This is a genomic window from Lactobacillus sp. UMNPBX16 (assembly GCF_002553775.1).
GTDB lineage: Bacteria > Bacillota > Bacilli > Lactobacillales > Lactobacillaceae > Lactobacillus > Lactobacillus crispatus.
This window is the reverse complement of sequence record NZ_PCYU01000022.1, coordinates 35768-60669: the sequence shown is the minus strand read 5'-3', so window position 1 is coordinate 60669 and position 24902 is coordinate 35768. Positions and strand designations below refer to the sequence as shown.

Sequence of the window (24902 nt, the reverse complement as noted above, 5' to 3'; positions counted from 1 at the left end):
ATTCATTTATTGGTATTCAGGCAATGAGCTACAATGACCGTTATTTCAATCGAATTCATAAAGGCTTTGGTCAGGTTCAGGACACCTTAGAATCCTACTTTGATTAAATAAATAATTAAAAAATCAATTTACGAGAAAGATCTATTTACACAAAAGATTTGACAGTTTCAAAATCTACCGTATGAAAAATTCCACTGATAATCAATAATTCCAAAAAAATTATTATTACTTTTAATAAAAATATCTTTAAAACTATACTTTTTAAAGAATTTAAGACTAGCTGCCTATATGGCTTTCTAGTTATAATCATATTTTCGAAATAACTATTTTTCATATAGATGTATGTCCATGAAAAGATAGTTGGAACTAAAATCAAACTAATAAAATACATCCATATTTTATTATTTGGGCCGGCTAATTGCATACTATAAAAAATATTCCATGCTTCTTGACCATTAGGAGTCAATTTGCCGTGCGAATTATTAAACATTTTTAGATAATCCATAGACACAGCTATAGCCTGATATGCATCCAACAATAAATACGCAAATAAACAACTAAATAATATTTTTCTTCTGGTAGTCATTGTTTATACTCCCTATAATAAAAGCGGACCAAAAAACTGCCCGCTTTTATTATTGATTTTTATTTGTAATCCGCACTGAAGTGTAGCTTAACATTACTTTCACTTGGCTCAAAGTTCTGAGAATGAACATCTGCCCAATAATGATACCCTTTAATACCACCATTATTACCTGCGCGTGTAGTTTTGTTTTTGAACAATCCTACATAGTCAGATTTACTCTCTCCTTGATTATTACATAAACGAACATTATAGCCAAAACGATTTTGTAGAGCATCAGCATTAAACGAAGCATAATTGCTATTTGTCTTTTTAAGATTAGACTTTCCCGTTGCACTTGAACCTCCGCCCCAGCTTGGTACATGAACACTAGTGATTGTCCAAGTTCCTTGACTTGCCGCAAATACATTTAAAAATGGATCTGCTGAAACCGTAGTAGTAATACCTAGCCCTAATACAGTCAATAATGCGCTAGCTACTCCAACCAATTTTTTATGTTTCATTATTATCACCCTTCTATCTTCTATCTACCAGTACAATTTGAAAATAGAAAAGCCACAATCGGAAGTTAATTACATATTTGGAAGTACAGGAATATTTTTAAGATATCTCTCATATCCACAATTAGTAATTGAACTTTGCAATTGCTTTGCTACATCTCTTTTTTTATTAAAAACCGCTTTATAATATTCAAAAATATAGCGATACATGAACATCTCCGGAACTGTAGCTGTTGAATATATCTGAATGGCAATATCATTGATATATGTTAAATGTCGTTTATCATAACAAAATTGACAGTAGTTCAAATATAACCCAGCTAAATTCTTTTGAAGACTAAGTGGCAGCTCTGAAATTTGAGGATAGGTTTTCAATACTTCTCTAAGACGATAGTCTACTGTTTCTATATCAAATAATGACATAGTATTACCAAACAATTTTAGTGCAGCGATACTTTCTGTCCAAGAAATATCAATATTTTTCATTAATTCATGATTAACTCGTCTTTTAATCGTTGGACTTAATTCTGAAATTTTATCTTCCATGTAAGCAGTAGCAACAATAATTTTTAATTGTAACCATTCTGGTGCATTCAAAGAAATCAATTCATCTCTATACAACCTAATTTTATTTATATCATTTCTATAAAAAGCTTTAGTAAATTTCAAATATAATTTACTCTGACTTAATATTGAATTACTAGGGCAGACTTTATAAGTATCCTCAACCTCTACTATAAAGTTACCAATATCAATCTTGTGGTAGCTTAAAAGCTCTATTAACCTGTCCACAGTAATACTCTGCTCATCTGATTCTATACGTGCATAATTATTGGCTGACATTATTCCCTGAGCCATCTGCTTCTTGCTATATCCCAATGCTAGCCTATTTTCTTTCAAAGCCATACCAATAGTTTTACTCATTATTCATCCCTTATTTCCTTAATCAGCAATACATTATATTCACAATAATTATACTTTATATATTATGCTAATGAAGTATTTTAATAATATGTCAGCTCCTCCATTCCCCAGGAAATATTACCGCGCTATTTCCAAACAATAGGATTTTTCATGACAATTAGGGCAACGCAGTCTTCTCATCTTTGGCGTATGTGCCGCAAACATGAATGTTCTAAACGATGGGACAAAAGTATGACCACAATGCGGACACACATACGCTACTGCCTTGTAATAGCTTAGACTTAGCTTAAATGCACCAAATACAACAACGAGTAACATTATTCCAACTGAAGCAATTACACCAATATCATTTCCCCGCTTGCCAAAATAGAAAGCTAAAATAATCCCTATAATCTCGACTGCATCTAGCAATAAACCATAAGCCAACATTCTTCTTCTGAACTTCTTTAAAATAGTCTCATTAGTCATCATCTTCGTAAGGTCAGTTAATTCTAAATTACTTTGTTTGGTTAGTATTTTTTGCAAATCATGAAGTTGCTTCTGTTGTGTCTGAAACTTTTCTATTTCTTCATTATTACTCTGCAATTGCGCATTCACCAATAAAGCCAACGATTCTTGCGCATGGTCAGCCTGCAATAATGTTTTTATCTTAGCTAGAGAAAAGCCTAATTCTTTTAAATAAATAATCACCTGTAATTGCTGCACTTGATCCTCGTTATAAAAGCGATAGCCATTTTCTGCCTTAGTTGGTTTAAGTAGCCCTTTTTGATCATAAAAACGTAATGTACGCGTACTTACTTGCAATTTTTTAGCAACTTCACCAATTCCATGTCTTTCTGACATTACTTTTCACCTGCTTTCTAATTCAAATATACGGTTTTACGCAAGGTAAAGGTCAAGAGTTTTTCAAAATAAAGCGTATTCATTATCAAAATCGAATAAAGTCGTTTTATTCTATTGAAATTATTAACTATTTAAGTATAATTCTAATTGAATGTTCATATTATACAGACTATGGAGGAATAAATGAATTCTATCAGTAAGTTTTTTCATCTAAAAGAGAACAATACCTCTTTTAAAACAGAATTATTGGCTGGTCTTACTACTTTTGTAAGTATGTCATACATTCTGTTCGTTAACCCAAACGTCCTAGGTGCCAGCGGTATGGATAAAGGTGCTCTATTCACCGTTACTGCATTGTCGGCTGCCTTTACCTGTATCGTAATGGGGCTTATCGCTAACTACCCAATTGCTTCCGCACCAACTTTGGGCTTAAACGCCTTCTTTACCTATACTGTTTGTTTAGGCATGAAGGTTAAGTGGCAAACTGCTTTAGCAGCTGTTTTCGTTGCATCAATTCTGTTCATTTTGTTAACTGTCTTTAAGGTACGTGAAATGATCATTGATGCCATCCCTGCCGATATTAAATATGCTATTTCCGCAGGTATCGGCTTATTCATCGCCTTTATCGGTTTGCAAGGTGGTAAGTTGATTCAAAACAGTGATTCTACCTTAGTTACTATTGGTAGTCTCAACAACCCTACTGTTTGGATCACTATCTTTGGTTTAATCATTACTATTTTCTTAATGATTGCCAGAGTTCCAGGTGCCATCTTCATCGGAATGATCGCCGCTGCTGTTTTTGGCATAGTGACTGGTCAAATTCCCATGCCTAAAGGCGTTATCTCTTCAGTTCCAAGCATTGCTCCAACTTTTGGTCAAGCAGTCTTCCATATTGGCGATATTAATACCGTTCAAATGTGGATCGTTGTCTTTACATTCTTACTTGTTACTTTCTTTGATACCACTGGTACCTTAATTGGTTTGGTTCAACAAGCAGGTCTGATGAAGGACAACAAGATGCCACGTGCTGGTGAAGCTCTAGCAGCTGATTCCAGTGGTATGTTGGTCGGTTCTGTTCTTGGTACCTCACCTGTCGGTGCCTTCGTTGAATCAAGTTCTGGTATCGCTGTTGGTGGTCGTACCGGTTTAACTGCCGTTTGGGTTGGTATTTTCTTCCTTATTTCAACTATCTTCAGTCCAATTTTGAGTGTTTTCACTACCCAAGTTACAGCACCCGCTTTAATTATTGTTGGGGTATTAATGGCCGAAAACTTGGCACACGTTCACTGGACTAATCTTGAAATTGCCATCCCATGTTTCTTAATCGCATTGGGAATGCCTCTTACATACTCTATTTCAGACGGACTTGGCTGGGGTTTGATTGTCTACCCTGTATCAATGATCGCAGCCAAGCGTTTCAAAGAAATCACGCCAATGATGTGGATTTTGTTTATTGTTTTCGTAATCTACTTCGTTGTGCTGAATGTAAAATAATTCTATCTTATAAACCCTATCTTAATTTTACATTAATAGATACCCCCATCTAACCAAGTAGCATGTCTACTTGGTTTTTATTCTAAAAAGATGTCTGTTAATAGTATGGATGATGACAGCAGATTCTATTAGATGATATAATAATCAAAGAAAGGCTGTGACTAAAATGAAATCATATAAAAAAATTCAAGCTAATGTTGACTCCTCACTAGCACTTCAAGCAGAAGGAATTTTTCAAGATATAGGGCTCAATACCACTACCGCAATAAATGTGTTCTTAAAGAAAGTTGTGGCAACTGGTGGTATCCCATTTGAATTAAAAGAAACTCCTGAACAAAAAGCCTCAAGAGAATTAATTCAAAGCATCTCAAAAATCCCCCACAAAGAAGCTAAAACCAAAAAAGAAATTGAGGATTGGCTAGATGAGGACTAATGATATTGTAGATATTTATGTTGCTTACATTGATAAGCCTGGAGGAAAAAATAGGCCTGTATTAATAATTAAATTACTAAACAGTAAAGCTTGGCTGCTAAAAATTACTTCAAAATATAAAGAAAAAAGTGAAAATATCCGAAAGCATTACTTTCCCATTTTTGACTGGAAAAAATATAATTTAGATAAACCATCATACATTGATACTAAAAATTATTTAATAGTTAATATTAGTGATTTAAATATCGAAAAATACCGAGGCCATTTCTCAATAGCAGATTTACGCAAATTAAAAGATTTTATTGACGAAAATTTAAACTAAGAATTAAACTATATGATTTAGTTCCTAAACACAATCTCAAATATGAGATTGTGTTTTTATTTATCCAAATGGCATCTTTTGATAATCATTTGACGCTTTATGATGTTCGGATTCTTCTAAATTGCCGCTATACTATTTTCAACAAATCAAGTTATGAAAGATTTATTTAGGAGGAACAATTATGACAACTCAAGAAGGAAAAACTGCTTTAATTACTGGTTCATACGGTGGGATTGGTAGCCAATTCGTTAACATTCATGCTTCACACGGGGGTGACTAATCCTAGTTGGTCGCAATGCTAAGAAATTAGCCGATCAACAAAAAGAAGCCCGTAGAAAGTACAACGTAACGGCGCATATTATCGATGTTGATCTCTCACAACCAGATGCTGCGCAAAAGATCTATGATACTTGCAAAAAGAACGGTTGGACTATTGACTACTTAATCAACAATGCTGGCTTTGGTGGTCAAGGCGAATTCATTAAAAGAAGTATGGAACAAGACATGTCCATGATCGCCGTTAACATTGAAACGCCTACTCGTTTAACTAAATTATTTTTACCTGACTTCGTAAAACGCGGCCGTTATGCCTGACCCACTTCAAGCCGTTTACTACGCTACTAAAGCATACGCTACAAGCTGGTCAAATGCGTTATGGCATGAAGTACAAGGCACAGGCGTTACGGTAAGCTGCTTAATGCCTGGCGCTATGCAAACCGGTTTTATCAATCGTGGTGATTTGAGTTCAACTCAATTATTCGCCCATGCGGTTAGTCCAGAAGGTGTTGCAAAAGCTGGGTATGAAGGAATGATTGAAGGCAAGCTTAACATTACCGCTGGTTTAACTGCAGCCCAAAAACCATTCATGAAATTAGCACCAATGTTACCTAAGAAGATGCTCATGAACAATGTTTATAAGATGCAAGAACAAGGTAGTAGAAAGTAGTCAACTTATCTTATAATATGGATCAAAAGGATGGTATTTGAATGAATCACTTTATCTTAGATGGTCGCTATGAAGACCTACTCTCTCATTATAAATTTAACGTTGAAGAAGCACTTAAAAAAAGCCAATATTCCCTACCCTCTTTTCTAGTTTTATCAGAATTTGCATTTTTAGTGGGACTTTTGCGCAAGACGACCAAAGAAGCTATTTCCCCGCTGAAGATCACAATGACATCCCCCGTCAATGATGAGCAGGTCATTAACTTCTTTGGCTGCAAAATCGAATCGGGTAAACGCAACACCATCACTTTTGCCAAAAAAGACTTGCAGGTCAATTTTATTAGTTATAACTAAGCAATGTGGGATTATTTCAAGCCTGAATTAACTAAACGCTTATCTGAATTATCCGTTGATGATTCAACTAGTGCTAGAGTACGTAGCATATTGACCGAATTACTCCCTAGTGGTGAATTTACAATTGACGATGTAGCTAAAAAGTTAGGTTATTCTAAACAGACTTTACAGAGAAAGTTGAGTAGCGAAAACACTACTTTTCAAAAACAACTGAACTCCACCCGAGAAGTTTTAGCGCTAAATTATTTACAAAACACCGATATGACAACTAGCGATATTGCTTATCTTCTAGGCTATCAGGAATTTAATTCGTTCTTACGTGCCTTCAGCATCTGGAAAGGCATGAGCATTAGCGAATATCGTGAAAAAATGAATAAATAATAAAAAGCAGATATATTTTCTGTTTTTTTACTTTATAAAGGAAATAATATAAAATTTTTGCTATAATTTACTTTATAAAGGAAATAATATGAAAATTGCTAAAAATTTACTTTATGAAGGAAATAATATGCAGTTAAATTTAATTAACCGCCCACAGTATTTAAATCAATTACTTCAATTTCAAAATACAGAATTCATCAAAGTACTGACGGGAGTACGAAGATCAGGCAAATCTTATATTTTAATGCTTTATCGTGAATATTTACTCAAACACAACATAAATGAAAATCAAATCATTTATATTTCTTTTGAAGACTTTGATAATATAGATCTTTATGAACCTAAAAAGCTTTATTCATACTTAAAAGAACGAATTATTAGTGACCAAAGAATGTACATTCTACTTGATGAAATCCAATATGTATCAGATTGGCAAAAAGTAGTAAATAGCCTTCGACTTAATCCTCTACTTGATATCACAATTACTGGCAGTAATTCCAATCTATTAAGTGGAGAATTAGCAACCTTACTATCAGGAAGATATGTAGAAATACATGTTTATCCTCTTTCTTTTAAAGAAATGCTAGATTTTAAACATATTTCTGAACCATCAGAGCGTCAGATTGATAACTTATATGATGAATACATTAAATATGGTGGTTTCCCCGCGGTAGTGTTAGCAAAAGAAGAATTAAAACAAACTATTCTTTCTGGAATTTACAATACCATTATTGTCAATGATATCGGCTACAAAAATGGATTAAGAGAACCAGAATTAGTTGCATTAGTAGCTAAATATCTAGCAGATTCGATTGGTCAATTAATTAATCCGAACAAGATTGTAAATACACTAAAATCAGCAAATTTTGATATCTCTTATAACGCTGTGCAGCGTTACCTTAAATATTTTGAAGAAGCATATCTTTTTTATAAATCTAGTCGTTATGATATTAGAGGGAGAAAGATTCTTTCTACTCAAGGTAAGTATTACATTGTAGATACTGGTTTGCGTACCCAAGCTTTAGGAGAAAGAAATAATGACCGCGGTAGTGTTTTAGAAAATATAGTTTATGTCGAATTACTTCGCCGGGGCTACACAGTTCAAATTGGTAAATTAGATAATAAAGAAATTGATTTCATCGTTTCCAAGGTAAATGATAAACAATATATTCAAGTAACCTACCAGCTTCCAGAAAATTCTACTAGAGAAACTGATAATTTACTTCAAATTCCAAATAACTACAAAAAAATAGTCATCACTGGCCGATATGAAAATGAAGAAATGATTTCCGGTATTCCAATAATCAATATTAAAGATTGGTTATTAAGCTCTAAAAACTGATCAAAATAGGATCGACTAACTCATGTCGATCCTATTTTTAAATTAAATTATGTTTTTTACAATAAGTAAAAATTCCGTCATCTTGCACGCTGCCACAGATGTCATCAGCAATTTCCTTCACATCGTCTGTTGCGTTCTCCATTGCAACGCCGTGACCAACAGTCTTTAACATTTCAATATCGTTGCCGCCATCACCAAAGGCTATTGCTTCGCTCACAGGGATTTGATAATAATCTAACACTTTTTCAATTGCTACACCCTTACTACCAGTAGCTGGAATAATATCTGCTGCTCTATCCCACCAAGCTGTTACCTTAGCATTTTGCGTATTAGCTACAAGTCTGTCATAATCTTTTTCACGACAGCCTACCATTATTTGATAAACCGTATCCTGATCGACAACCACATCAAAATCTGGCGCCACTTTCAAATCCGTTCCACCAATAGCAAAGTATTCCTTTAAATCCTCATCAACACCATTAGCTGCAATCCGTGTTTTGGTAGCTACAGCTAACGGCCGATTTATTTTCTGAGCATTTTGAATCACCTGCAAGACATCTCCTTGCCTTAACGGATTATCAAAAACAATGTCTTGATCGTTATAGCAGTAAGAACCATTAAAAGTTAAATATGCATCAAAATCTACACCCAACTTAGGCAGTTGCACTGGTGGTCTGCCTGATGCAATACAAATCATAATGCCGTTGTCTTGTAAAGCATGCAGTGTCTCTAGCATTTTAGGTGTAATTGATTTTTTCTTTTCAATTAAAGTACCATCTATATCAAAAAATATTATCTTAGGTTTGCTCATTATTTTTACCTTCTAAAGAATTTTCTACTAATATTATACTTTAACCGATATTTCCCAGGAAATATTAAAATTGAGCTCTCTTCCTCAACATCTGTGCTAAACTAGATTCAATTAGTTTCTTTAAAAGTTAATAGTTACGGAGGAATTTTTAAATGCAGACATTGGAAAAAGTCTTTCATTTACAAGATGCTCATACCACTGTTAAACGTGAGTTAATCGCTGCTTTAACCACTTTTGTCAGTCTCTCCTACATCTTATTCGTTAACCCAAACATTTTGCACGCAGCTGGTATCCCTAAAGGTGCCGCTTTTACTGTAACAGCTCTTGCCACAGCAGTTGGGTGTTTTTTAATGGGTTTTATTGCTAATTATCCGATTGCCTTAGCTCCAACCTTAGGTAGCGGTGCCTTTTTCGCTTATAACGTATGTGTTGGGATGCATATTTCTTGGGAAACAGCTTTGGCTGCAGTCCTTGTTGCTTCAGTTTTATTCATTTTAATTACTGTCTTTAAATTACGCGAATTAGTGGTTAATGCCATTCCACAAGATATGAAGTATGCTATTTCAGCAGGAATTGGGTTATTCATCGCTTTTATCGGTTTAAAAAATGGTCAATTAATTGTTAACAGTGCCTCAACCTTAGTTACTTTAGGAAAATTTAGCACCCCAGCAGTTTGGATCACATTATTTGGCTTAATTTTGACTGTTGTATTAATGGCATTAAACGTGCCTGGTTCTATCTTTATTGGAATGATTGTTACTGCCATCTTCGGTATGATCATTGGTCAAATTCCATTGCCACACAGTATTATCTCTGGTGCACCAAGTATTGCGCCAACTTTTGGTCAAGCTGTCTTCCATATTAAAGATATTAATACAGCCCAACTATGGATGGTTGTACTAACCTTCCTGCTGGTTACTTTCTTTGATACTGCCGGTACTTTAATTGGGATGACTGAACAAGCTGGCATGGTTGATAAGGATGGCAAGATTCCACGGATCGGTCGCGCCTTTTTAGCCGACTCAACTGCCATGGTTGAAGGTGCCGTCTTTGGTACTGCCCCACTTGGAACTTCTGTTGAATCTAGTGCTGGTATCGCTATGGGTGGTAGAACTGGACTTACTGCGATTTTTGTTGGTATTTTCTTCATCATCAGTATGATTTTTAGTCCACTTTTGCAAGTAATTCCAACTACTGTAACGGCTCCTGCTTTAATTATCGTTGGTGTACTGATGGCCAGCAACTTAAAGAAAATCGATTGGGAGAAGTTTGAGATTGCTTTTCCTGCCTTCCTTACTGTGGTGGGGATGCCATTAACCTACAGTATTTCAGATGGTTTGGCATTAGGCTTGATTGCATATCCAATCACAATGATTGCTTCTAAGCGTTATAAAGAAGTTAGTCCTATGATGTATATCCTGTTTGTGGTATTCGTCATCTTCTTCTTGGTTACTAATTTATAACATGATATTACGACTCATTCTTTTAATTAAGAATGAGTTTTTTCTTTATAATAAAATATAGGTAGTTTCACATGAAACACACATACGAGAGGTATAATCATGAAGTTAAACAAAAAAGCACTTTGAATCATCGGAACTTTAATATTATCTGCCATTACTGGTATCTTTTTCTATTTAAATGGACATAGTGCATCTGCCACCGCTATTGGAGTTATCTTAGCGGGAATAACTTTATATTTTCTATTTCAGACTGGTCAATTGTATAAAAAGATCTGGATTAAGATCTTAGTTTATCTTATTGATGCAGTTTGGATTTTAATTGTCTTGCTCACAATTAGCTTATTTATTCATTAACTTCCTTTTTCACCCCCAAAAAATAGCCTAAGTTGACAAAAAGCAAACACCATTTGACAAGATTCAGCCAAGATTTGCTCGACATTTTTAGCTAAAAAAGCCAATATTAAACTATAAATTTTCAAACGAGGAGTGAAAATGAATGATAGATATTCAAGCAATTGGTCAACGCATTAAGAGTTACCGCGAAAATGCTAAGCTAACTCAAGATAATCTTGCACAAAAGTTAAATGTTTCTCGTCAATCAGTTTCTAAATGGGAAAAAGGTGGTTCTTTACCAGATATTGACCGTTTAGTAACTATGAGTGAATTATTTGACATCTCTCTAGATAAGTTGATCTTAGGTAAAGACAAAAATGTTCAAAAAGTCGTTCTGGAAAAATCGCCCTCTACCCATCTTAATTTTTGGGATTTTTTAGCAAAATATTGGTGGATCATTCTTATTCTTTTACCATTAATCGGTGATGCTATTTCTGAAATTATTGAAGCTTTTTCGTAGGAGTTAAAAAATGAAAAAACAAATCTTCTTAATTACCTTATTATTCACAATATTAGTTAGTTTATCTGGCTGTCAATTTATCCCACATCATTACACTAATATCGGACCTACAATCAAGAAAAACATGACTCAACAAAATTTCAATGAGATTGATGCCGATGTAAGTTTATTAGACTTCAATTTACAAGTAAGTGATCATCCTAAGGTCATCTATCATGGTGGTAAAAAAATAATGCCCATAGTTAAAGTTAGAAATGGGAAATTAATTATTCGTGATCACCACCATGTTTTAATTAATATTAACAGCAACGAAAATAACTATTTGACTATCTATCTACCTAAAAAGCAATTAGCTAAAATCAAGATTAATACCGATGATGGCGATATTACTTGTTACGGGCAAGTGAAAACCAAAAAGCTAGCCTTCCATAGTGATGACGGAGACATCAACGCTGACTACTTTAATGTGACAAATGGTTCTGTTAGTTCCGATGATGGTGATATACAAATTAAGGATTTACGTTCACTTGCCGGATTCAAAGCGACATCTAGTGATGGAAATATTTCAATCAAAAAATGTGATGCTTCAGGCGTAGATCTGAATTCCGACGATGGAGATGTTATCTATCATCGTCATAATTATAACAATGATGATGGTGGCTCTTACCAACACAACTTGCATAGTAAAAATGTCTTAATTGCAAATAGCGATGAGGGCGACATTAAAGTAAACAATTAATAATTACGATTCTAAAATGAGAAGCATGGATGAAAACATGCTTTTTTTGTTGCTTTATCGTTTACAACCGTAAATTTAAGTGGTATAGTTACATATGTAAACGATAGGAGGAAAAAATGGTTAAACTGCAAGAAAAAGAGAGCACAATTTCTGACAGTGAGTGGGAAATCATGCGAATTATCTGGACGATAGAACCCGTGAGCTCTACTAAAATAATTCAAGAACTTCAAGCTAAGAAAGATTGGTCTGAATCAACGATCAAAACCCTACTACGCCGTTTAGTTAATAAAAACTTATTGAATACTACTAAGGAAGGTCGTCATTTCGTTTACTCGGCTAAAGTTAATCAGGCGCAAGTAATGACTGAAGCAGCACAAGAATTGTTAGATCGGATGTGCAATATGCATAAAGGAGAAGTTATCCTGCAACTACTTGCAGATTCTCCTATTTCTAAAAGTGATTTAGCTAAAATGAAGCAGATCATTGATCAAAAAGAAAAGACTGCCCCTGAAACGGTGCCATGCAACTGTCTACCAGGGAAAGAGCATCTGTGCTAAAGGAAGGAAAATAAAATGGAAATTTCACAAATTATTACATTAGTTGTAGCCATCCTACTAATTGGTTTTATCCTCTGGTGGTTCTTTGGTAAACATACAGAAGCCGTTGGGACCGCTAATGTAGGTCAAGGCTCGCAAGAAGCAGATATCGTTGTTAAGGGCGGTTACTCTCCTTCAACGATTGTTTTAAAGCAAGGCGTTCCCGCCAAAGTGAACTTCGACATGCAGGACTCAACTGCCTGTTTATCTCATGTCGTCTTTGAACAACTGGGCGTTGATAAAGATTTAACCAAGCAAAAAGTTACTACAATTGATATTCCTACTGATAAAAAAGGCACTTATAATTTTGCCTGCGGAATGGGTATGTTTCATGGAAAGGTTGTTGTTAAATAATGAGTATTTTTTCAAAGAATCAAACTAAAAAAGTTGTTGTTAATGCAGAAAATCATGGTTATAAACCAAACACAGTTACTTTCAAGCAAGGTAAACCAGCTCAATTAAAGTTTATTCCATCAGATAATATGGGCTGCATGAATGAAGTAGTCTCTAAAGATTTAAATCTTGACCAAAAATTAGATGGTAAAAAAGAAGTTACGATTGACATTCCAACTGACAAGCCAGGTACTTACACCTACGCTTGTGGAATGGATATGTTCCGCGGAAAGGTTGTTGTTAAATAATGAAACTTTCAAATATTAAGCGCTTCTGGATTTCATTTATTTTAGCAATTCCAATGCTAATCCAGATGTTTGCCACGCCCTTTCACTGGATGATGCCGGGCTATAATTGGATCGCCTTTATCACGACTACAATCATAATGGCAATTTCTGCTGCGCCTTATTGGAGCAGTGCTTGGTCCGCTTTTAAGCACCATAACGCTAACATGAACACGCTGATAGCCGTTGGTACTTCAATAGCATACTTCTACAGTATCTTCGCCATGTCTACTGGCCGTGAAGTTTATTTTGAAACTGCTGCTTACGTAACCGTCTTCGTTTTACTCGGGGATGCCCTGGAAGAAAAGATGCACAATAACGCTTCAAATGCCTTAGCTAAATTGATTGACCTTCAAGCTAAAGACGCTGAAGTTGAGCGCAATGGCGAGTTTGTTAAGGTACCTCTTGACCAAGTCAAGGTTGGCGATATCATCCGCGTTAAGCCAGGTGAAAAGGTTCCTGTCGATGGTGTAATTGTTAATGGATCATCAACTCTTGATGAATCAATGGTTACTGGTGAAAGTATGCCAGTTACTAAGAAAAAGGGTGACGATGTTGTTGGTTCAACGATCAACACCAATGGTACTTTTACCTTTAAAGCAACTAAGGTTGGTAGCGAGACCATGCTATCTCAGATTGTTGATTTAGTTAAAAAAGCCCAAACCAGTCATGCTCCAATTCAAAATTTGACCGACAAGATCTCTAATATTTTCACACCAGCCGTTTTGATTATTGCTATCCTTACTTTCGTTATCTGGTACATCTTCTTAGGTGCAACGTTAATTAGTGCGATGCTCTTCGCTGTTTCCGTAGTTGTTATTGCTTGTCCTTGTGCTCTTGGGTTAGCCACTCCAACCGCTTTAATGGTTGGTACTGCTCGTAGTGCCAAGATGGGTGTTTTGATTAAAAATGGTGAAGTACTTCAAGAAGTCAGTGACATTAATACCGTTGTTTTCGACAAAACTGGTACGATTACTGTTGGTAAACCGCAAGTTACTAATGTTGTAGGCGATAAAAACAAAGTTTTAGCTATTGCAGCTAGCTTAGAAGAAAATTCCGAACACCCACTAGCAACTGCCGTAGTTAAAACAGCACAAGAAGCCAATATTACAATTAAGCCTGTCAAAAACTTTGCGGCTATCGAAGGCCGCGGGGTTAAGGCTAACTATGATAATCAAGAAGCTTTTGTTGGTAGCGATCGTTTATTAGAAGATATTTCTATTTCCCAGGAAATGAAAGATCAGGCTCTCCAACTTCAAAAAGAAGCAAAAACTGTAGTCTATGTTGGCCTAGGTAATGACATCATTGGCTTAATTGCCATTCAAGATGTACCTAAAGCAAGTTCTAAGCAAGCAATTGCGGAACTTAAAAAGCGTGGTTTAAAGACGGTGATGCTTACCGGTGACAATCAAAATGTTGCCGAAGCTATTGGGCGCGAAGTTGGTATTGATCAAGTTATAGCAGGCGTTTTGCCAACCGAAAAAGCTGCTGAGATTAAGAAATTGCAGGATGAAGGCAATAAAGTAGCCTTTGTTGGTGACGGGATTAATGACGCACCTGCATTGTCTACAGCTGATGTCGGAATTGCTATGGGATCAGGTACCGATATTGCTATTGAATCTGGCGGTATCGTCCTTGTACAGAATGACTTAATGGGCGTAGTTAGAGCGCTTGAGATTTCTAAGAAGACCTTTAACAGAATTAAATTAAACCTCTTCTGGGCTCTGATTTACAACACGATCGGCATTCCCATTGCTGCAGGTTTATTCATGGCCTTTGGCGTGCAGCTTAGTCCTGAACTTGCAGGCTTAGCTATGGCCTTCTCTTCTGTTTCTGTTGTAACTAGTTCACTTTTATTGAATAAAACAAAAATTGCTGGTGAAACAGCTCAAGTTTCAAAGTAAAATAATTCTCCGACCGGATATTTTAATCCGGTTTTCTTTTTGTAAATTTTTCAATTTGCGACTTAAAGTTTCAGCAGTAATACCCAAATATGATGCTAAGTCTTTCTTTTTTAACTTTAATTCCACATTTTTACTCCCCTGTTTTTGAGCTAAGTCTTGCAAATAGGCCATTAAGCGTTCCTGAGCATCCATTGAATTGCGCCGAATAGAGTTAGTTTCGATTGTAACCAGCTGCTCGCCAAAATTATTAAGCAAATTCAATGCTAAATCTGGCGTCTTTTTCAATAACTTTTGAAAATCACGACGCTCAATAGAACAAACATAAGTATCTTGTAAAGCCTGCACAAAGTTTTCCTGGGCATGTTCTTGAAAAAGATTCTGCTGTCCATTAGCATCGCCTTGATTCAGCACACCTAATACGGTCTCTTTACCGTCTTCGTTGAGATTGTAAATCTTGGCACTGCCTTGATCCATAAAAAGCATTCCGTTCTTACCATCACCTGGTTGTCGAATAATACTGCCTTTTGGAAAATATTCTTGATGCGTTGAAATTGGTACTAGTTTTTCTAACATTTCATTTGGCAAATTTTTAAATATGGCTGCTTTGCGAATACAAGCCATGGGTGAATGTTGCATAAAAGCCTCATTTCTTGATCTAAGTCAATTTATTTTTATCTGCATCTTAATACAATGTATTTAACAACTCAAGCAGAAAGGAAATATTAATCATGACTAAATACATCGCACATATTGAGCCTTTAAACGCTGAAAAAATTGGTACCAAGGCACACGGTACTGCCACTTTTGAAGAAAAAGGTGATCAACTACATATTCACGTTGAGATGTTTGATACTCCAGCAAATATTGAACACTGGGAACATTTCCATGGCTTCCCGAATGGTCAAAAAGCTCATGTACCAACTGCAGCTCAAGACGTTAACCATGATGGCTTTATTGATTTACCAGAAACTGAGCCGGTCTCAGGAACTACAATGGTGCCACTTGATGATGCCCCAGAAAACATGAATATTCCTCATGATGGTTATCCTGTTGCCGACAGTAATGGACATTATGAATATGAGATTGATGTCTCATTAACAAAGCTACAAAAGAAATTCAAAGCTGCCTTTGGTAGCGATAAACTACAACTAGACAAGCGTGTAGTTTACGTTCATGGTGTACCTGCAGATCTGGAATTACCTGATACTGTAGGTGGTTGCGTAATGAGTTATGATGCCCATACTACCTTGCCAATCGCAGCTGGTGAAATTGAAAAAGCTTAAGTTAAAAGCCATTCCTTGTGAATGGCTTTTTGCATCCTTTCTTATTTTTTGATAACATAGATATAGATTATGCAAAGTATCTAAGAAAAGGAGATGTTTTATAAGTAGGCTTAGATCCTACTCTTATGGAGAATAACGAAAAAATTATCCAAGAAAAGAAACGCGAAAAATTTATTAAAACTAAAAAGAATTACAAGCGTGCACCACTAATGTCAGTTCACTTAAGAGTGATGATGGCCGTTATCTTAGGTCAAATCGCCTGTGGCTATTCCCTGGGAATTAGTGGTACCGCTCTTTCTAATGCAGCTAAATATATCAACATTAGTGACTTCTGGACTGGATTAATTGGGGCTGGTGCTTTAATTGGCCTTGCTGGTAGTCTTTTGGTCGGTCGACTTTCTGATAAAATCGGTCGCCGTAAACTCTTAATGTGGAATATGTATATATTAGCTGCTTTTTCTTTATTACATCTAATAACCGCTAATTTTAGCTTAACCTTTATCCTCCGTATTGGAATTGGTTTAATGATTGCTGTTGACTATACTGTAGGGAATGCCTTGTTAACCGAATGGCTACCTAAGGGTGAAGACAGCAAGCGCCAGAGTCATTTATTAATCTACTGGACTATTGGTTTTATTTTGTCTTACCTAGCTGGTAGTTTTATCACTGGATTTGATAGTTATACTTGGCAAATAATCTTAGCAACAAGTGCAGTACCTGCACTAGTAACTGCTATCTTCAGAAGTCTTTTCCCACTCCCTGCTTCACCAGGCTGGCTAGCAAGTAAGGGTAAGATTAAGACGGCCAACAAGGTCATTCGTAAGCACATGGGACGCAAATGGAGATTACCTGCCCGCTTTATGAAGCGGAATAAAAAGAAAACGCCTAGAAATATTTCCTGGGCAATTTTATTTTCCAAGCAATATCTGCGACGTACTCTAGTAGGTGGGATTTTCTATGCCTGCCAAGCCTTCTCATTTTTCGGTATTAGTATCTTCTTGCCAATTTTATTACAAAGCATGAATATCACTAGTGGAAATATCTCAGGAATTATCTACAATGGTGGGATGTTCATTGGTGTGCTAATCGGTACCTGGATCTTTAACAAGGTTAGCCGCCGCTTCTATCTTATCAGTAATTTTCTAATCTCAGGTCTGCTAATCGGCATTTTAGCAATAGTACCTAACTTAAATTCAATACTTAAATTAGGTATTTTTACGTTATTTGCGATTATTTTATCAGCTGGTTTGATCCTAGATTATCCTTATCCGACTGAATTATTTGATCTCAAAGTGCGAGCAACTGGTGTAGGAACTTGTATCACAATTAGCCGCATTGGAGCAGCTGCAGGTACTTTTCTTTTGCCTGTTTTAACCAATGTTGGTGGTGCTAGCCTGGCAATGCTAGTTTGTGCGATTGTTTTACTCTTTGCCTTTATCGTTTGCCTCATCTGGGCACCGGAGACCTCACCCCAATTTATGAAAAAATAAAATAATTAATATGCTACACAAAAAGACAGATTACATATGATGCAATCTGTCTTTTCTTATTTCTTATCTTTTTTCTTCTTGTCCTTAGAATCCTTATTTAATAATTCTTCTGGATCCTTATGCTTAGGCGTCTTCTTTGGATCTGGTACAGTCGCAAAGCGATCAAGCATCTTCTGTAAGTTATTAGGGTTGTCAAAAGTTAATCCCATAAAACATCTTCCTTTCGTTTTCTCAATTATATTAAAATTTCAATTCAAATGACAATAATTTTAACCCTCATTATCAATAAATTGTTGCATCTTAATCATTTCTGAACCAGCCAGATCAACACTAATTAAATCACTATAATCATGATCGCTAGTATCTCCTAAACCATATTCAGTTACAATTTTTAGGTCGAAGCCACTATCAGAGCGATCTTCAATTAAGCCTAACCGATCAGGATAATGATAAATTGAATCACTAATTTTCACTATTTGATCTTCGGGCCAATTATCAATAATTTCTGCCGGTGACTGAATTTCATCCCGTAATTTAACTGAACGCTCCAGCCTGTCCGGATCAAAACTGCCATTATTTTTTTGCCATTGAACTAAAAAATTAAAGAAGAGCAAGCGCTCGGAATCTTCAGTAATATGCGTTATATGGCTCCTAGCAATCACTGCAATTGATTCAACCTGCCCTAACTCATTGATGCTCTCGAATACCAGATTATCATCGTCATACTTGAGTACTTTACCAATAGCAAAACTACCATATTGATCATCAAAGGTATAATCAAAATAAATTTCAACCAGATCCAAGTCGTTAGTGAATTCTTGCTTCTGTGATTGCCGCAAATATTGGGTAAATAAGCGATTATCAATGGCATTAGTGTCGACACAAACAATATCGTCAAGTGGTATAACGGTGGCATAATGCTCTAAAGTTAATTCATTGCGTTCTAAAATACGTACCTCTTGCTGATCAAGCTGAGTAATTAAGCCAGTGTAAGTAGCACCTGTATTCACCTCAAAAGTTGTAAAGGGTTGCGCGTCAGCTACGTTAATCAGTAAATCATGCAGATTAGTAAAATCCCAGGCTAACACTGTCTTATTTAATTGCTCTAAGTTAAATGAATCCTTAACTTGGGTAATCATATAATAGCGTAGATTAGGCGTATCGTCTTCAATCTTAGCTACTTGATCTTCTTTAATAAAGACTATTCCACCTAAATTACCGCCTTGATCGACTGATTCAAAGGTAATCCAGCCATGATGTTGCGTGATGATGCGGCCAATATAGTAAGAATTTGCATCAACTACCGTAATACTTGCATCCCCATCTAAGTTATATTTTTCTTGATCAGCCTTAAGCGTGATTTGTACAAGTTTATTCAATTTTTCGCCCCCTCTTTTTTCTTCCGTGAATTTAATTGTCGCCTAATCATTATTTTTCTGCAAGAAAAAAGAAGACGGTATTGCCATCTTCTTTTAGGTAGTTTTTCTAACTAATACGCGTGGTGCTAGTTAAATCGTTCTAGACAATATGCCATATTATAGGTCAAAATGGCTATTTCTAGCCGCTGTTGAAAGCCTGCTAGATTCCTTGCTCGGTTGTTTTCAGTATTGTAATAGCTAAGCAAGAAAAAGTCGCTTTCAATCGTTCTCCTAATTGCCATTAATTAGTGATCGTTATGCTTTTTAGAGCCTTTCATATTTTTGCGATATGGCGTCCAAAGCACATATCCCATACGCTCGTCTCTTTGGCATCATGTACCGACGCCTTAGTAACTGCGTAATCAAGCAGATAGCCATCATCACTCACTATCGCGTGGACCTTGAAGCCATAATAGTAGACTTTTTTGGTGGCTTTATAGCCAATATCGGCTATGCCACGGAAAATTTTAACGCGATAATTGCGAACAGGCTGACAAACTGGAACAGGAAAACTGTCAATAATCAAAAATTCTCCAGCAACCCTTACTTCTTTATTCCAAGCTTGACGGATACAGCGAATTAAAGGCAGGAGCATCCGAGCTCGCCGATTAAAGCGAGAATGAGACAAGCCAACAAAGAATTTACAAAATCTTCGTTGAGACTCAATCCCAATTTCAGTTTGCCAAATGAGCATCGCTAAGATAGAGCTGTCAGAAAGCTTGGTACGATCAACATTTTTGCGATGTTTAAGCTTATCGGGAGCATAGAGTTTATACAGAGAGCGGCAGATTACATTTAAGCGACTAAAACTAACTTGTAAATGGTGAGAGAAACGATTAAGCTTGAGGTAGTTCAATTAGATCAGACTCTTTTCTATTAATTTAAGTTACAGCTTGAGTCTAATCCGATTGGACTTTTTTGATAACTAAAACGATTTAACTAGCACCACGCGTTTGCAGATCAGTAAAACTAGTTGGATCATTGATAGCAATAATCTCCTCACTGATTTGCGGATACAGCCTGCAGACTACACTATACGGAAAAATTATTGATAGAGCTAAATCTTGTTCTCCAGAACGATTTCTAATCGAATGTATTTCCTGAGAATTAACAATAAAGATTTTTCCAGGCTTAGTGTTATATTTTTTACCGCTAATTTGAAAATTATCGATGTTTCCTCTTATCGTATAGCTAAGTTCAATCCCACGATGCCAATGCGGAGCAATATAAAACGGAATTTTATTGTCATGAAAAACGAAATACCATACGTTTAACGGATCGGTAGGAATTACTACTTCGTGAAGATTCTTTTCAGACATTATAGTTTTTCACCATTAACGTGTAGCAACAAGTTGTATAAAGCTCCAAATAAATTTGCATCATTCTTAAATTTAGCTTCAACAATCTTAGGACGAGTCAAAGTCATCTTGTACATTGGCATTTGATCCAAAAATTGATCATATGCACGATTGATTTCTTCAACTAGAATCGGTTGCGCTGAGATTCCACCACCAATCGCAATTGTTGTCAAATCTACTACTGATTGGATATTAACAATGATGCCAACCACATCCCAGCAATAGGAACGTAGTATTTTCAAAGCTTGCTCATTGCCCGAATTGATAGCTTCAAAAGCAGCTAAGCCATCAGTTTCATCCTCATTGCCGATCGCTTTAATGACCTGGCTAACCATGCGAACTGCCGAGCCCATAGTTCCAGCAATATCATCAAAACCCATTTCTTTGGCCATCTTTAAAACCATGAAGCTCAATTCACCGGCTTGGAAGTGAGCACCATTTAATAAGCGACCATTCACAATTATTCCGCCACCTACTCCTGAACCAAGAGTAATAGCAGCACAATTTTGCAAGTCCTTCAAATTTCCTAGCCAATTTTCAGCCAAAACACTAGCCTTGCCATCATTTATTACTGCGACTGGAATGTTGAGATCCTTATATATTTCTGAAAAATCAATCCCATCAAGAAATGGCAATGCGCCACCGAAATGAATCTTCGTGTATTCAATTTTACCTGGTGCACAAAAAGCTAGACCCTTGATATCTTTTTCAGCGTAATTTTTAACTACTTGATCAACTGTCGTCAAGAACTTTTCTTTTTCATGTGGTGATTTTGTTTTGCCCTTTTCAATAATATTGCCGGCATTGTCTAACAAAGCATATTTTAAGTTAGTCCCACCAATATCAATACTTAGATAATTTTTCATCTCATATGTATTCGCTTTCATTATCATTACCACAATTGTACTCAAAGCTCAAAAAGCAAACAAGCCAAATATTGATCATAATTTGGCTTGTTTGACATTATTTAGTTTAAAATTTTACGCTTCTTTTCTAGTTTGTTGGCTGATTAAAGCAAAATCAAGATGACGATAAGCATTCAATAAAACTATGGTACTTAAGAACCAAGTAGCCGGATAAATCCAGTTGGCCATCCGAATATCCTGGAAAAATGGCTTGGTACCTAATAAAACTGCTAACCTTACTACAACCCAGCAAAGCATCATTGCTAACATTGGGATCGTCGCTTTCCCTGCACCACGCATTACTGAAGCAATTAAATGCGTAATCGCAACCAAGAAAAAGAAGAAACCACAAACTCTTGCACGCCCAACACCAAAGGCGACGACCGAAGGCGTCGGATCAAATAGCGCGATCAGTTGCGGCGCAAAGGTAAATACGCTTAAGCCGATTATTTCCGCAATCAGCACTGCCAAAATCACTCCAAACCGAACACCCTCTTTAATTCGCTTAATTTTTCCGGCACCAAGGTTTTGCGCCACAAACGTCGTCAAAGCTAAAGTGAAACTAGTTACTGGTAGAAAAGCAAAACCCTCAACGCGAGTATAGGCCCCGATTCCTGCAACTGCATGTGCACCAAACATGTTGATATATGATTGAATAACCACATTAGACACGGAAATTAACGAATTCTGTAATCCTGATGGTAAACCATAATCAATCGTCAGCTTCAACATCGGCCGATATATTTTAAGATGGCGCAGATCTACCCGACTTGGACCTTTTAGCTTACGCAATTTATTATAAGCAAGACAAGCAGAAAATGTTTGTGCTATTACTGTAGCCAAAGCTGAAAAGCCAACGCTTAAATGAAGCCAATAGATAAAAATAATGTCAAAAGCAATATTTACTACTGATGAGGCAATTAGGTAATACAAAGGACCCTTACTATCACCATTGGCTTGAAGGATACTAATAAAAGTGTTGTACATAACAAAGCCCATTGATCCCAAAAAGTATACTCGTAAGAATTCTACTGATTCAGGCATAATGCTTTTTGGCGTTCCCATTAATATCAGAATTTGTGGAGTCAACACTACACCAATGATTATCAACAAAAAGCCACAAATAAAGCCCACAGCAACCACTGTAGCCACTGCTTCGCGTGTGTGTTGATCAATTTTAGCACCAATACATTGTGCTATTACTACTCCTGCACCCATCGCTAGTCCTTGGAATAACCCGATTAGCAACATGATCAAACTTCCAGACGATGAAACTGCAGCTAAAGCATTCGACCCAATTACATTACCAACTACCAACGAATCGGCAGCACTATACATTTGTTGGAATAAATTTCCCAAAAATAGTGGAATTGCAAATTTAATTATCTGACTTCGATATGAGCCTTCAGTCATTACAATCGCGTCATTATCCACCTAATTCCCCCTTACTTATCCAAACCGTTAAATAAATATCATCTTAACTTATAATTTAATTAAATCACAGGGAAAACAACTATACAAACAGTGACTTGGTTCTCCAAGTACCATGATGCCACCGGTAGATCATCAACATTGCGCGCAAACTTTCATCGATCGCATACGCAATCCATACACCTACTAACCCCATATGAAAGACAATTGCCAATAAATATGAAAATGGCAAGCTAATTAGCCATAGCACAGTTAAACTACATGCAAGCGGAAATCTAACATCCCCACTCGCATTTAATGATCCTACCAAAGTCATATTAACCGCTCTTGCTGCTTCAAGAATAATTTCGACCAAGAAAACCCAGCGTGCCAATTCAATGATTTCAGGTTTATTTGTATAAATATGCATAATTGGCGTAATGAAAATAAAGGTCACGATTGAAATTGAAGTTGAAATTCCCACATTTTGCACCATTGACCGAAAGCCTCTTTGATATGCTCCTTCGAAATCTTTTGCGCCAACAGTACGACCAATAATAATTTGATTTCCTTGACATAAGGCTGAAGCCGTTAAAAATACAAATTGAGTAATCGCTGAAACATACGATTTGGTAATCAATACATTAGTTCCTAAAGTAGCAACAATCATTGTGACTACCACTTGAGCCCCGGAATAAGAGACTGATTCACCTGATGAAGGTAATCCTAACTTAAGAATTTGTTTTAAAAATGGTATCGAAAACCGTTTGAAGTTAACTTTTAACACATTGAGCTTCACATATCGCTTAACTAAATAAATTGCTACAATCCCCGCACAAAATTGGCCAAAGATACCTGAGATTGCAATCCCTCTAACGCCAAAATTAGGTAAGCCGAATGGTGAAAACAGCACCACATAATTCCCACAAACCGCAAGAATATTAGCGATAGTTGGCACAATCAAAGCTTGCAAGGTTAAACCATGCGTTCTCAAGCAGGCTAACATGACAGAATTTAACGCCAAAATAATCGTTCCTGTTCCATACAGCTGCATATAAGGGATCGCAATTGCAATTACATCATCTGGAATGTTCAAGAAGCGTAACAGAGGGTATGGCAAAAGAATAAAAATAGCTCCTAAAAGCAGACCAATTCCAATTGCTCCAAAGATTGCTGTATTCATTACCTTAGGAATCTCTTTGTGTTTTTTGGCACCAAGAAATTGCGCAATCATGATTTGTGTACCTACCGTTACAAACCCATAAACATTATATGACAAGCCAAAAAATTGGTTGCAGGCACCAACAGCAGCTACAGCCACTTCATCAAAGTGAGAAATCATCCATACATTGACGTTTCCCACCATCACATTGAAGAGAAATTCAACAAAAATTGGCCAGCTTAGAATGATTAATTCTTTGTCTGATCGGTTTAAAAACTTCATGGCAATACCGAACCTTACAAAATAAAATTGAAACCGTTTTATTCGATTTGTACATATTTTACTCTATACACATAAAAGGTAAAGACAAAAGCTATACTTTTTTCAATTAATCTTGATATCTGAAATTTAGTCCCAAGCTAATTCATAAACCTTATTTGAAACAGTTTTATTTTTACCGTTAACATTAGCATGGTATGCAACAGTTAAGTAACCGTGATTCTCATCAATGATTTGGATACTTTCAACTTCACTATGTTCACCTGAAATATCTAATCCACCAAATGCACTTAAATTTACATTTTCCCATTGAGATTGGTCATTACGAGCATAAAATGGAATCTTTACAATTTCCTTGTGATAGTATGACCATGAACCATTACTTAAACTTGGTGATTTTTGACTAGTAATATAAATATTACCAGAATTATCT

28 protein-coding genes and 3 pseudogenes are annotated in these 24902 nt (G+C 36.1%); 17 read left to right on the top strand and 14 right to left on the bottom strand.

Annotated elements, in window-relative coordinates:
- Positions 1-145: 145 nt before the first annotated feature.
- The 4 genes from CP367_RS06455 to CP367_RS06440 form a co-directional block, all read right to left on the bottom strand.
- Positions 146-586, bottom strand: coding sequence for a hypothetical protein (locus CP367_RS06455; protein ID WP_098043533.1), 441 nt, complete (start codon positions 584-586; stop codon positions 146-148).
- A 59-nt stretch (positions 587-645) separates the two neighbouring features.
- On the bottom strand, positions 646-1086 hold the full coding sequence (locus tag CP367_RS06450) for a choline-binding protein (protein ID WP_089145728.1): 441 nt from the start codon (positions 1084-1086) through the stop codon (positions 646-648).
- Positions 1087-1155: 69 nt separating this feature from the next.
- The gene (locus tag CP367_RS06445) at positions 1156-2007 is read right to left on the bottom strand and encodes a helix-turn-helix domain-containing protein (protein WP_089145729.1); all 852 of its coding nucleotides are present in this window, start codon (positions 2005-2007) and stop codon (positions 1156-1158) included.
- Between the two features lie 117 nt (positions 2008-2124).
- Entirely contained in the window at positions 2125-2850 is a 726-nt protein-coding gene (locus CP367_RS06440; RefSeq protein ID WP_089145730.1) for a MerR family transcriptional regulator, read from the bottom strand.
- Positions 2851-3033: 183 nt separating this feature from the next.
- Between CP367_RS06440 and CP367_RS06435 the strand changes: the two genes are divergently transcribed.
- The 7 genes and pseudogenes from CP367_RS06435 to CP367_RS06400 all read left to right on the top strand — a co-directional run bounded on the left by CP367_RS06435 (position 3034) and on the right by CP367_RS06400 (position 8121).
- Positions 3034-4344: an NCS2 family permease gene (locus CP367_RS06435; RefSeq protein WP_013087079.1), complete on the top strand. Its 1311-nt coding sequence runs from the start codon at positions 3034-3036 to the stop codon at positions 4342-4344.
- Between the two features lie 166 nt (positions 4345-4510).
- Positions 4511-4777, top strand: coding sequence for a type II toxin-antitoxin system RelB/DinJ family antitoxin (locus tag CP367_RS06430; RefSeq protein ID WP_005720719.1), 267 nt, complete (start codon positions 4511-4513; stop codon positions 4775-4777).
- On the top strand, positions 4767-5099 hold the full coding sequence (locus CP367_RS06425; RefSeq protein ID WP_089145731.1) for a toxin MazF: 333 nt from the start codon (positions 4767-4769) through the stop codon (positions 5097-5099). The genes CP367_RS06430 and CP367_RS06425 overlap by 11 nt, the downstream gene beginning before the upstream one ends.
- Positions 5100-5378: 279 nt before the next feature.
- A pseudogene (locus tag CP367_RS10980) lies at positions 5379-6045 on the top strand (SDR family NAD(P)-dependent oxidoreductase).
- A gap of 41 nt (positions 6046-6086) precedes the next feature.
- Positions 6087-6398: a hypothetical protein gene (locus tag CP367_RS06410; RefSeq protein ID WP_089145732.1), complete on the top strand. Its 312-nt coding sequence runs from the start codon at positions 6087-6089 to the stop codon at positions 6396-6398.
- Positions 6399-6401: 3 nt separating this feature from the next.
- Positions 6402-6779 (top strand): AraC family transcriptional regulator, encoded by a 378-nt coding sequence (locus tag CP367_RS06405; RefSeq protein WP_089145733.1) that lies wholly within the window; start codon positions 6402-6404, stop codon positions 6777-6779.
- A 127-nt stretch (positions 6780-6906) separates the two neighbouring features.
- Positions 6907-8121 carry an ATP-binding protein gene (locus CP367_RS06400; RefSeq protein ID WP_180706825.1) on the top strand — a complete coding sequence of 405 codons (1215 nt, stop codon included), beginning with the start codon at positions 6907-6909 and terminating at the stop codon, positions 8119-8121.
- 37 nt (positions 8122-8158) lie between these two features.
- Here CP367_RS06400 and CP367_RS06395 read toward each other — a convergent pair whose 3' ends face one another.
- Positions 8159-8932 (bottom strand): Cof-type HAD-IIB family hydrolase, encoded by a 774-nt coding sequence (locus CP367_RS06395; protein WP_089145734.1) that lies wholly within the window; start codon positions 8930-8932, stop codon positions 8159-8161.
- Between the two features lie 152 nt (positions 8933-9084).
- On the opposite strand from CP367_RS06395, the gene CP367_RS06390 reads away from it, so the two are divergent.
- From CP367_RS06390 to CP367_RS06355, 8 genes are all read left to right on the top strand, one after another.
- Entirely contained in the window at positions 9085-10395 is a 1311-nt protein-coding gene (locus CP367_RS06390; protein ID WP_089145735.1) for an NCS2 family permease, read from the top strand.
- Between the two features lie 126 nt (positions 10396-10521).
- The gene (locus CP367_RS10975) at positions 10522-10749 is read left to right on the top strand and encodes a hypothetical protein (RefSeq protein ID WP_233186474.1); all 228 of its coding nucleotides are present in this window, start codon (positions 10522-10524) and stop codon (positions 10747-10749) included.
- Positions 10750-10891: 142 nt separating this feature from the next.
- Positions 10892-11248 (top strand): helix-turn-helix domain-containing protein, encoded by a 357-nt coding sequence (locus CP367_RS06380; RefSeq protein WP_060462121.1) that lies wholly within the window; start codon positions 10892-10894, stop codon positions 11246-11248.
- 10 nt (positions 11249-11258) lie between these two features.
- Positions 11259-11987, top strand: a complete 729-nt coding sequence (locus CP367_RS06375) for a DUF4097 family beta strand repeat-containing protein (RefSeq protein WP_089145304.1) — start codon at positions 11259-11261, stop codon at positions 11985-11987.
- 116 nt (positions 11988-12103) lie between these two features.
- Positions 12104-12544 (top strand): CopY/TcrY family copper transport repressor, encoded by a 441-nt coding sequence (locus CP367_RS06370; RefSeq protein WP_089145736.1) that lies wholly within the window; start codon positions 12104-12106, stop codon positions 12542-12544.
- A 15-nt stretch (positions 12545-12559) separates the two neighbouring features.
- The gene (locus tag CP367_RS06365; RefSeq protein WP_089145737.1) at positions 12560-12937 is read left to right on the top strand and encodes a cupredoxin domain-containing protein; all 378 of its coding nucleotides are present in this window, start codon (positions 12560-12562) and stop codon (positions 12935-12937) included.
- Positions 12937-13224, top strand: a complete 288-nt coding sequence (locus tag CP367_RS06360) for a cupredoxin domain-containing protein (protein WP_089145306.1) — start codon at positions 12937-12939, stop codon at positions 13222-13224. Before CP367_RS06365 ends, CP367_RS06360 begins: the two co-directional genes overlap by 1 nt.
- Positions 13224-15164 carry a copper-translocating P-type ATPase gene (locus tag CP367_RS06355; protein ID WP_089145738.1) on the top strand — a complete coding sequence of 647 codons (1941 nt, stop codon included), beginning with the start codon at positions 13224-13226 and terminating at the stop codon, positions 15162-15164. The genes CP367_RS06360 and CP367_RS06355 overlap by 1 nt, the downstream gene beginning before the upstream one ends.
- On the opposite strand, the gene CP367_RS06350 is transcribed toward CP367_RS06355, so the two are convergent.
- Positions 15156-15800, bottom strand: coding sequence for a Crp/Fnr family transcriptional regulator (locus tag CP367_RS06350; protein WP_005720745.1), 645 nt, complete (start codon positions 15798-15800; stop codon positions 15156-15158). The genes CP367_RS06355 and CP367_RS06350 overlap by 9 nt on opposite strands.
- A 92-nt stretch (positions 15801-15892) precedes the next feature.
- Here CP367_RS06350 and CP367_RS06345 point away from each other — a divergent pair, with 92 nt between their 5' ends.
- On the top strand, positions 15893-16447 hold the full coding sequence (locus CP367_RS06345; RefSeq protein ID WP_005720746.1) for a hypothetical protein: 555 nt from the start codon (positions 15893-15895) through the stop codon (positions 16445-16447).
- A gap of 125 nt (positions 16448-16572) precedes the next feature.
- Positions 16573-17937 (top strand): MFS transporter, encoded by a 1365-nt coding sequence (locus tag CP367_RS06340; protein WP_005720747.1) that lies wholly within the window; start codon positions 16573-16575, stop codon positions 17935-17937.
- 56 nt (positions 17938-17993) lie between these two features.
- Here the strand turns inward: CP367_RS06340 and CP367_RS06335 are convergent, their stop codons facing one another.
- The 8 genes and pseudogenes from CP367_RS06335 to CP367_RS06300 all read right to left on the bottom strand — a co-directional run.
- The gene (locus CP367_RS06335) at positions 17994-18146 is read right to left on the bottom strand and encodes an SPJ_0845 family protein (protein WP_003624933.1); all 153 of its coding nucleotides are present in this window, start codon (positions 18144-18146) and stop codon (positions 17994-17996) included.
- 60 nt (positions 18147-18206) lie between these two features.
- Positions 18207-19316: a hypothetical protein gene (locus tag CP367_RS06330; protein ID WP_013087090.1), complete on the bottom strand. Its 1110-nt coding sequence runs from the start codon at positions 19314-19316 to the stop codon at positions 18207-18209.
- Between the two features lie 125 nt (positions 19317-19441).
- Positions 19442-20211 (bottom strand): annotated as a pseudogene (locus CP367_RS06325) (IS982 family transposase).
- Positions 20212-20290: 79 nt separating this feature from the next.
- Positions 20291-20674 (bottom strand): cupin domain-containing protein, encoded by a 384-nt coding sequence (locus CP367_RS06320; RefSeq protein WP_061205015.1) that lies wholly within the window; start codon positions 20672-20674, stop codon positions 20291-20293.
- Positions 20674-21579 carry an ROK family protein gene (locus tag CP367_RS06315; RefSeq protein WP_013682702.1) on the bottom strand — a complete coding sequence of 302 codons (906 nt, stop codon included), beginning with the start codon at positions 21577-21579 and terminating at the stop codon, positions 20674-20676. Before CP367_RS06315 ends, CP367_RS06320 begins: the two co-directional genes overlap by 1 nt.
- A 114-nt stretch (positions 21580-21693) precedes the next feature.
- Entirely contained in the window at positions 21694-23052 is a 1359-nt protein-coding gene (locus CP367_RS06310) for an MATE family efflux transporter (RefSeq protein WP_012845486.1), read from the bottom strand.
- Between the two features lie 79 nt (positions 23053-23131).
- Positions 23132-24472, bottom strand: a complete 1341-nt coding sequence (locus CP367_RS06305; protein WP_089145739.1) for an MATE family efflux transporter — start codon at positions 24470-24472, stop codon at positions 23132-23134.
- 126 nt (positions 24473-24598) lie between these two features.
- A pseudogene (locus CP367_RS06300) lies at positions 24599-24895 on the bottom strand (helveticin J family class III bacteriocin); the annotation flags it as partial.
- Positions 24896-24902: the final 7 nt, after the last annotated feature.

Bases quoted from the DNA above. Each gene is read 5' to 3' on its own strand.
- CP367_RS06455 (WP_098043533.1), bottom strand. From the start codon at position 586: ATGACTACCAGAAGAAAAATATTATTTAGTTGTTTATTTGCGTATTTA.
- CP367_RS06450 (WP_089145728.1), bottom strand. From the start codon at position 1,086: ATGAAACATAAAAAATTGGTTGGAGTAGCTAGCGCATTATTGACTGTA.
- CP367_RS06445 (WP_089145729.1), bottom strand. From the start codon at position 2,007: ATGAGTAAAACTATTGGTATGGCTTTGAAAGAAAATAGGCTAGCATTG.
- CP367_RS06440 (WP_089145730.1), bottom strand. From the start codon at position 2,850: ATGTCAGAAAGACATGGAATTGGTGAAGTTGCTAAAAAATTGCAAGTA.
- CP367_RS06435 (WP_013087079.1), top strand. From the start codon at position 3,034: ATGAATTCTATCAGTAAGTTTTTTCATCTAAAAGAGAACAATACCTCT.
- CP367_RS06430 (WP_005720719.1), top strand. From the start codon at position 4,511: ATGAAATCATATAAAAAAATTCAAGCTAATGTTGACTCCTCACTAGCA.
- CP367_RS06425 (WP_089145731.1), top strand. From the start codon at position 4,767: ATGAGGACTAATGATATTGTAGATATTTATGTTGCTTACATTGATAAG.
- CP367_RS06410 (WP_089145732.1), top strand. From the start codon at position 6,087: ATGAATCACTTTATCTTAGATGGTCGCTATGAAGACCTACTCTCTCAT.
- CP367_RS06405 (WP_089145733.1), top strand. From the start codon at position 6,402: ATGTGGGATTATTTCAAGCCTGAATTAACTAAACGCTTATCTGAATTA.
- CP367_RS06400 (WP_180706825.1), top strand. From the start codon at position 6,907: ATGCAGTTAAATTTAATTAACCGCCCACAGTATTTAAATCAATTACTT.
- CP367_RS06395 (WP_089145734.1), bottom strand. From the start codon at position 8,932: ATGAGCAAACCTAAGATAATATTTTTTGATATAGATGGTACTTTAATT.
- CP367_RS06390 (WP_089145735.1), top strand. From the start codon at position 9,085: ATGCAGACATTGGAAAAAGTCTTTCATTTACAAGATGCTCATACCACT.
- CP367_RS06380 (WP_060462121.1), top strand. From the start codon at position 10,892: ATGATAGATATTCAAGCAATTGGTCAACGCATTAAGAGTTACCGCGAA.
- CP367_RS06375 (WP_089145304.1), top strand. From the start codon at position 11,259: ATGAAAAAACAAATCTTCTTAATTACCTTATTATTCACAATATTAGTT.
- CP367_RS06370 (WP_089145736.1), top strand. From the start codon at position 12,104: ATGGTTAAACTGCAAGAAAAAGAGAGCACAATTTCTGACAGTGAGTGG.
- CP367_RS06365 (WP_089145737.1), top strand. From the start codon at position 12,560: ATGGAAATTTCACAAATTATTACATTAGTTGTAGCCATCCTACTAATT.
- CP367_RS06360 (WP_089145306.1), top strand. From the start codon at position 12,937: ATGAGTATTTTTTCAAAGAATCAAACTAAAAAAGTTGTTGTTAATGCA.
- CP367_RS06355 (WP_089145738.1), top strand. From the start codon at position 13,224: ATGAAACTTTCAAATATTAAGCGCTTCTGGATTTCATTTATTTTAGCA.
- CP367_RS06350 (WP_005720745.1), bottom strand. From the start codon at position 15,800: ATGCAACATTCACCCATGGCTTGTATTCGCAAAGCAGCCATATTTAAA.
- CP367_RS06345 (WP_005720746.1), top strand. From the start codon at position 15,893: ATGACTAAATACATCGCACATATTGAGCCTTTAAACGCTGAAAAAATT.
- CP367_RS06340 (WP_005720747.1), top strand. From the start codon at position 16,573: ATGGAGAATAACGAAAAAATTATCCAAGAAAAGAAACGCGAAAAATTT.
- CP367_RS06335 (WP_003624933.1), bottom strand. From the start codon at position 18,146: ATGGGATTAACTTTTGACAACCCTAATAACTTACAGAAGATGCTTGAT.
- CP367_RS06320 (WP_061205015.1), bottom strand. From the start codon at position 20,674: ATGTCTGAAAAGAATCTTCACGAAGTAGTAATTCCTACCGATCCGTTA.
- CP367_RS06315 (WP_013682702.1), bottom strand. From the start codon at position 21,579: ATGAAAAATTATCTAAGTATTGATATTGGTGGGACTAACTTAAAATAT.
- CP367_RS06305 (WP_089145739.1), bottom strand. From the start codon at position 24,472: ATGAAGTTTTTAAACCGATCAGACAAAGAATTAATCATTCTAAGCTGG.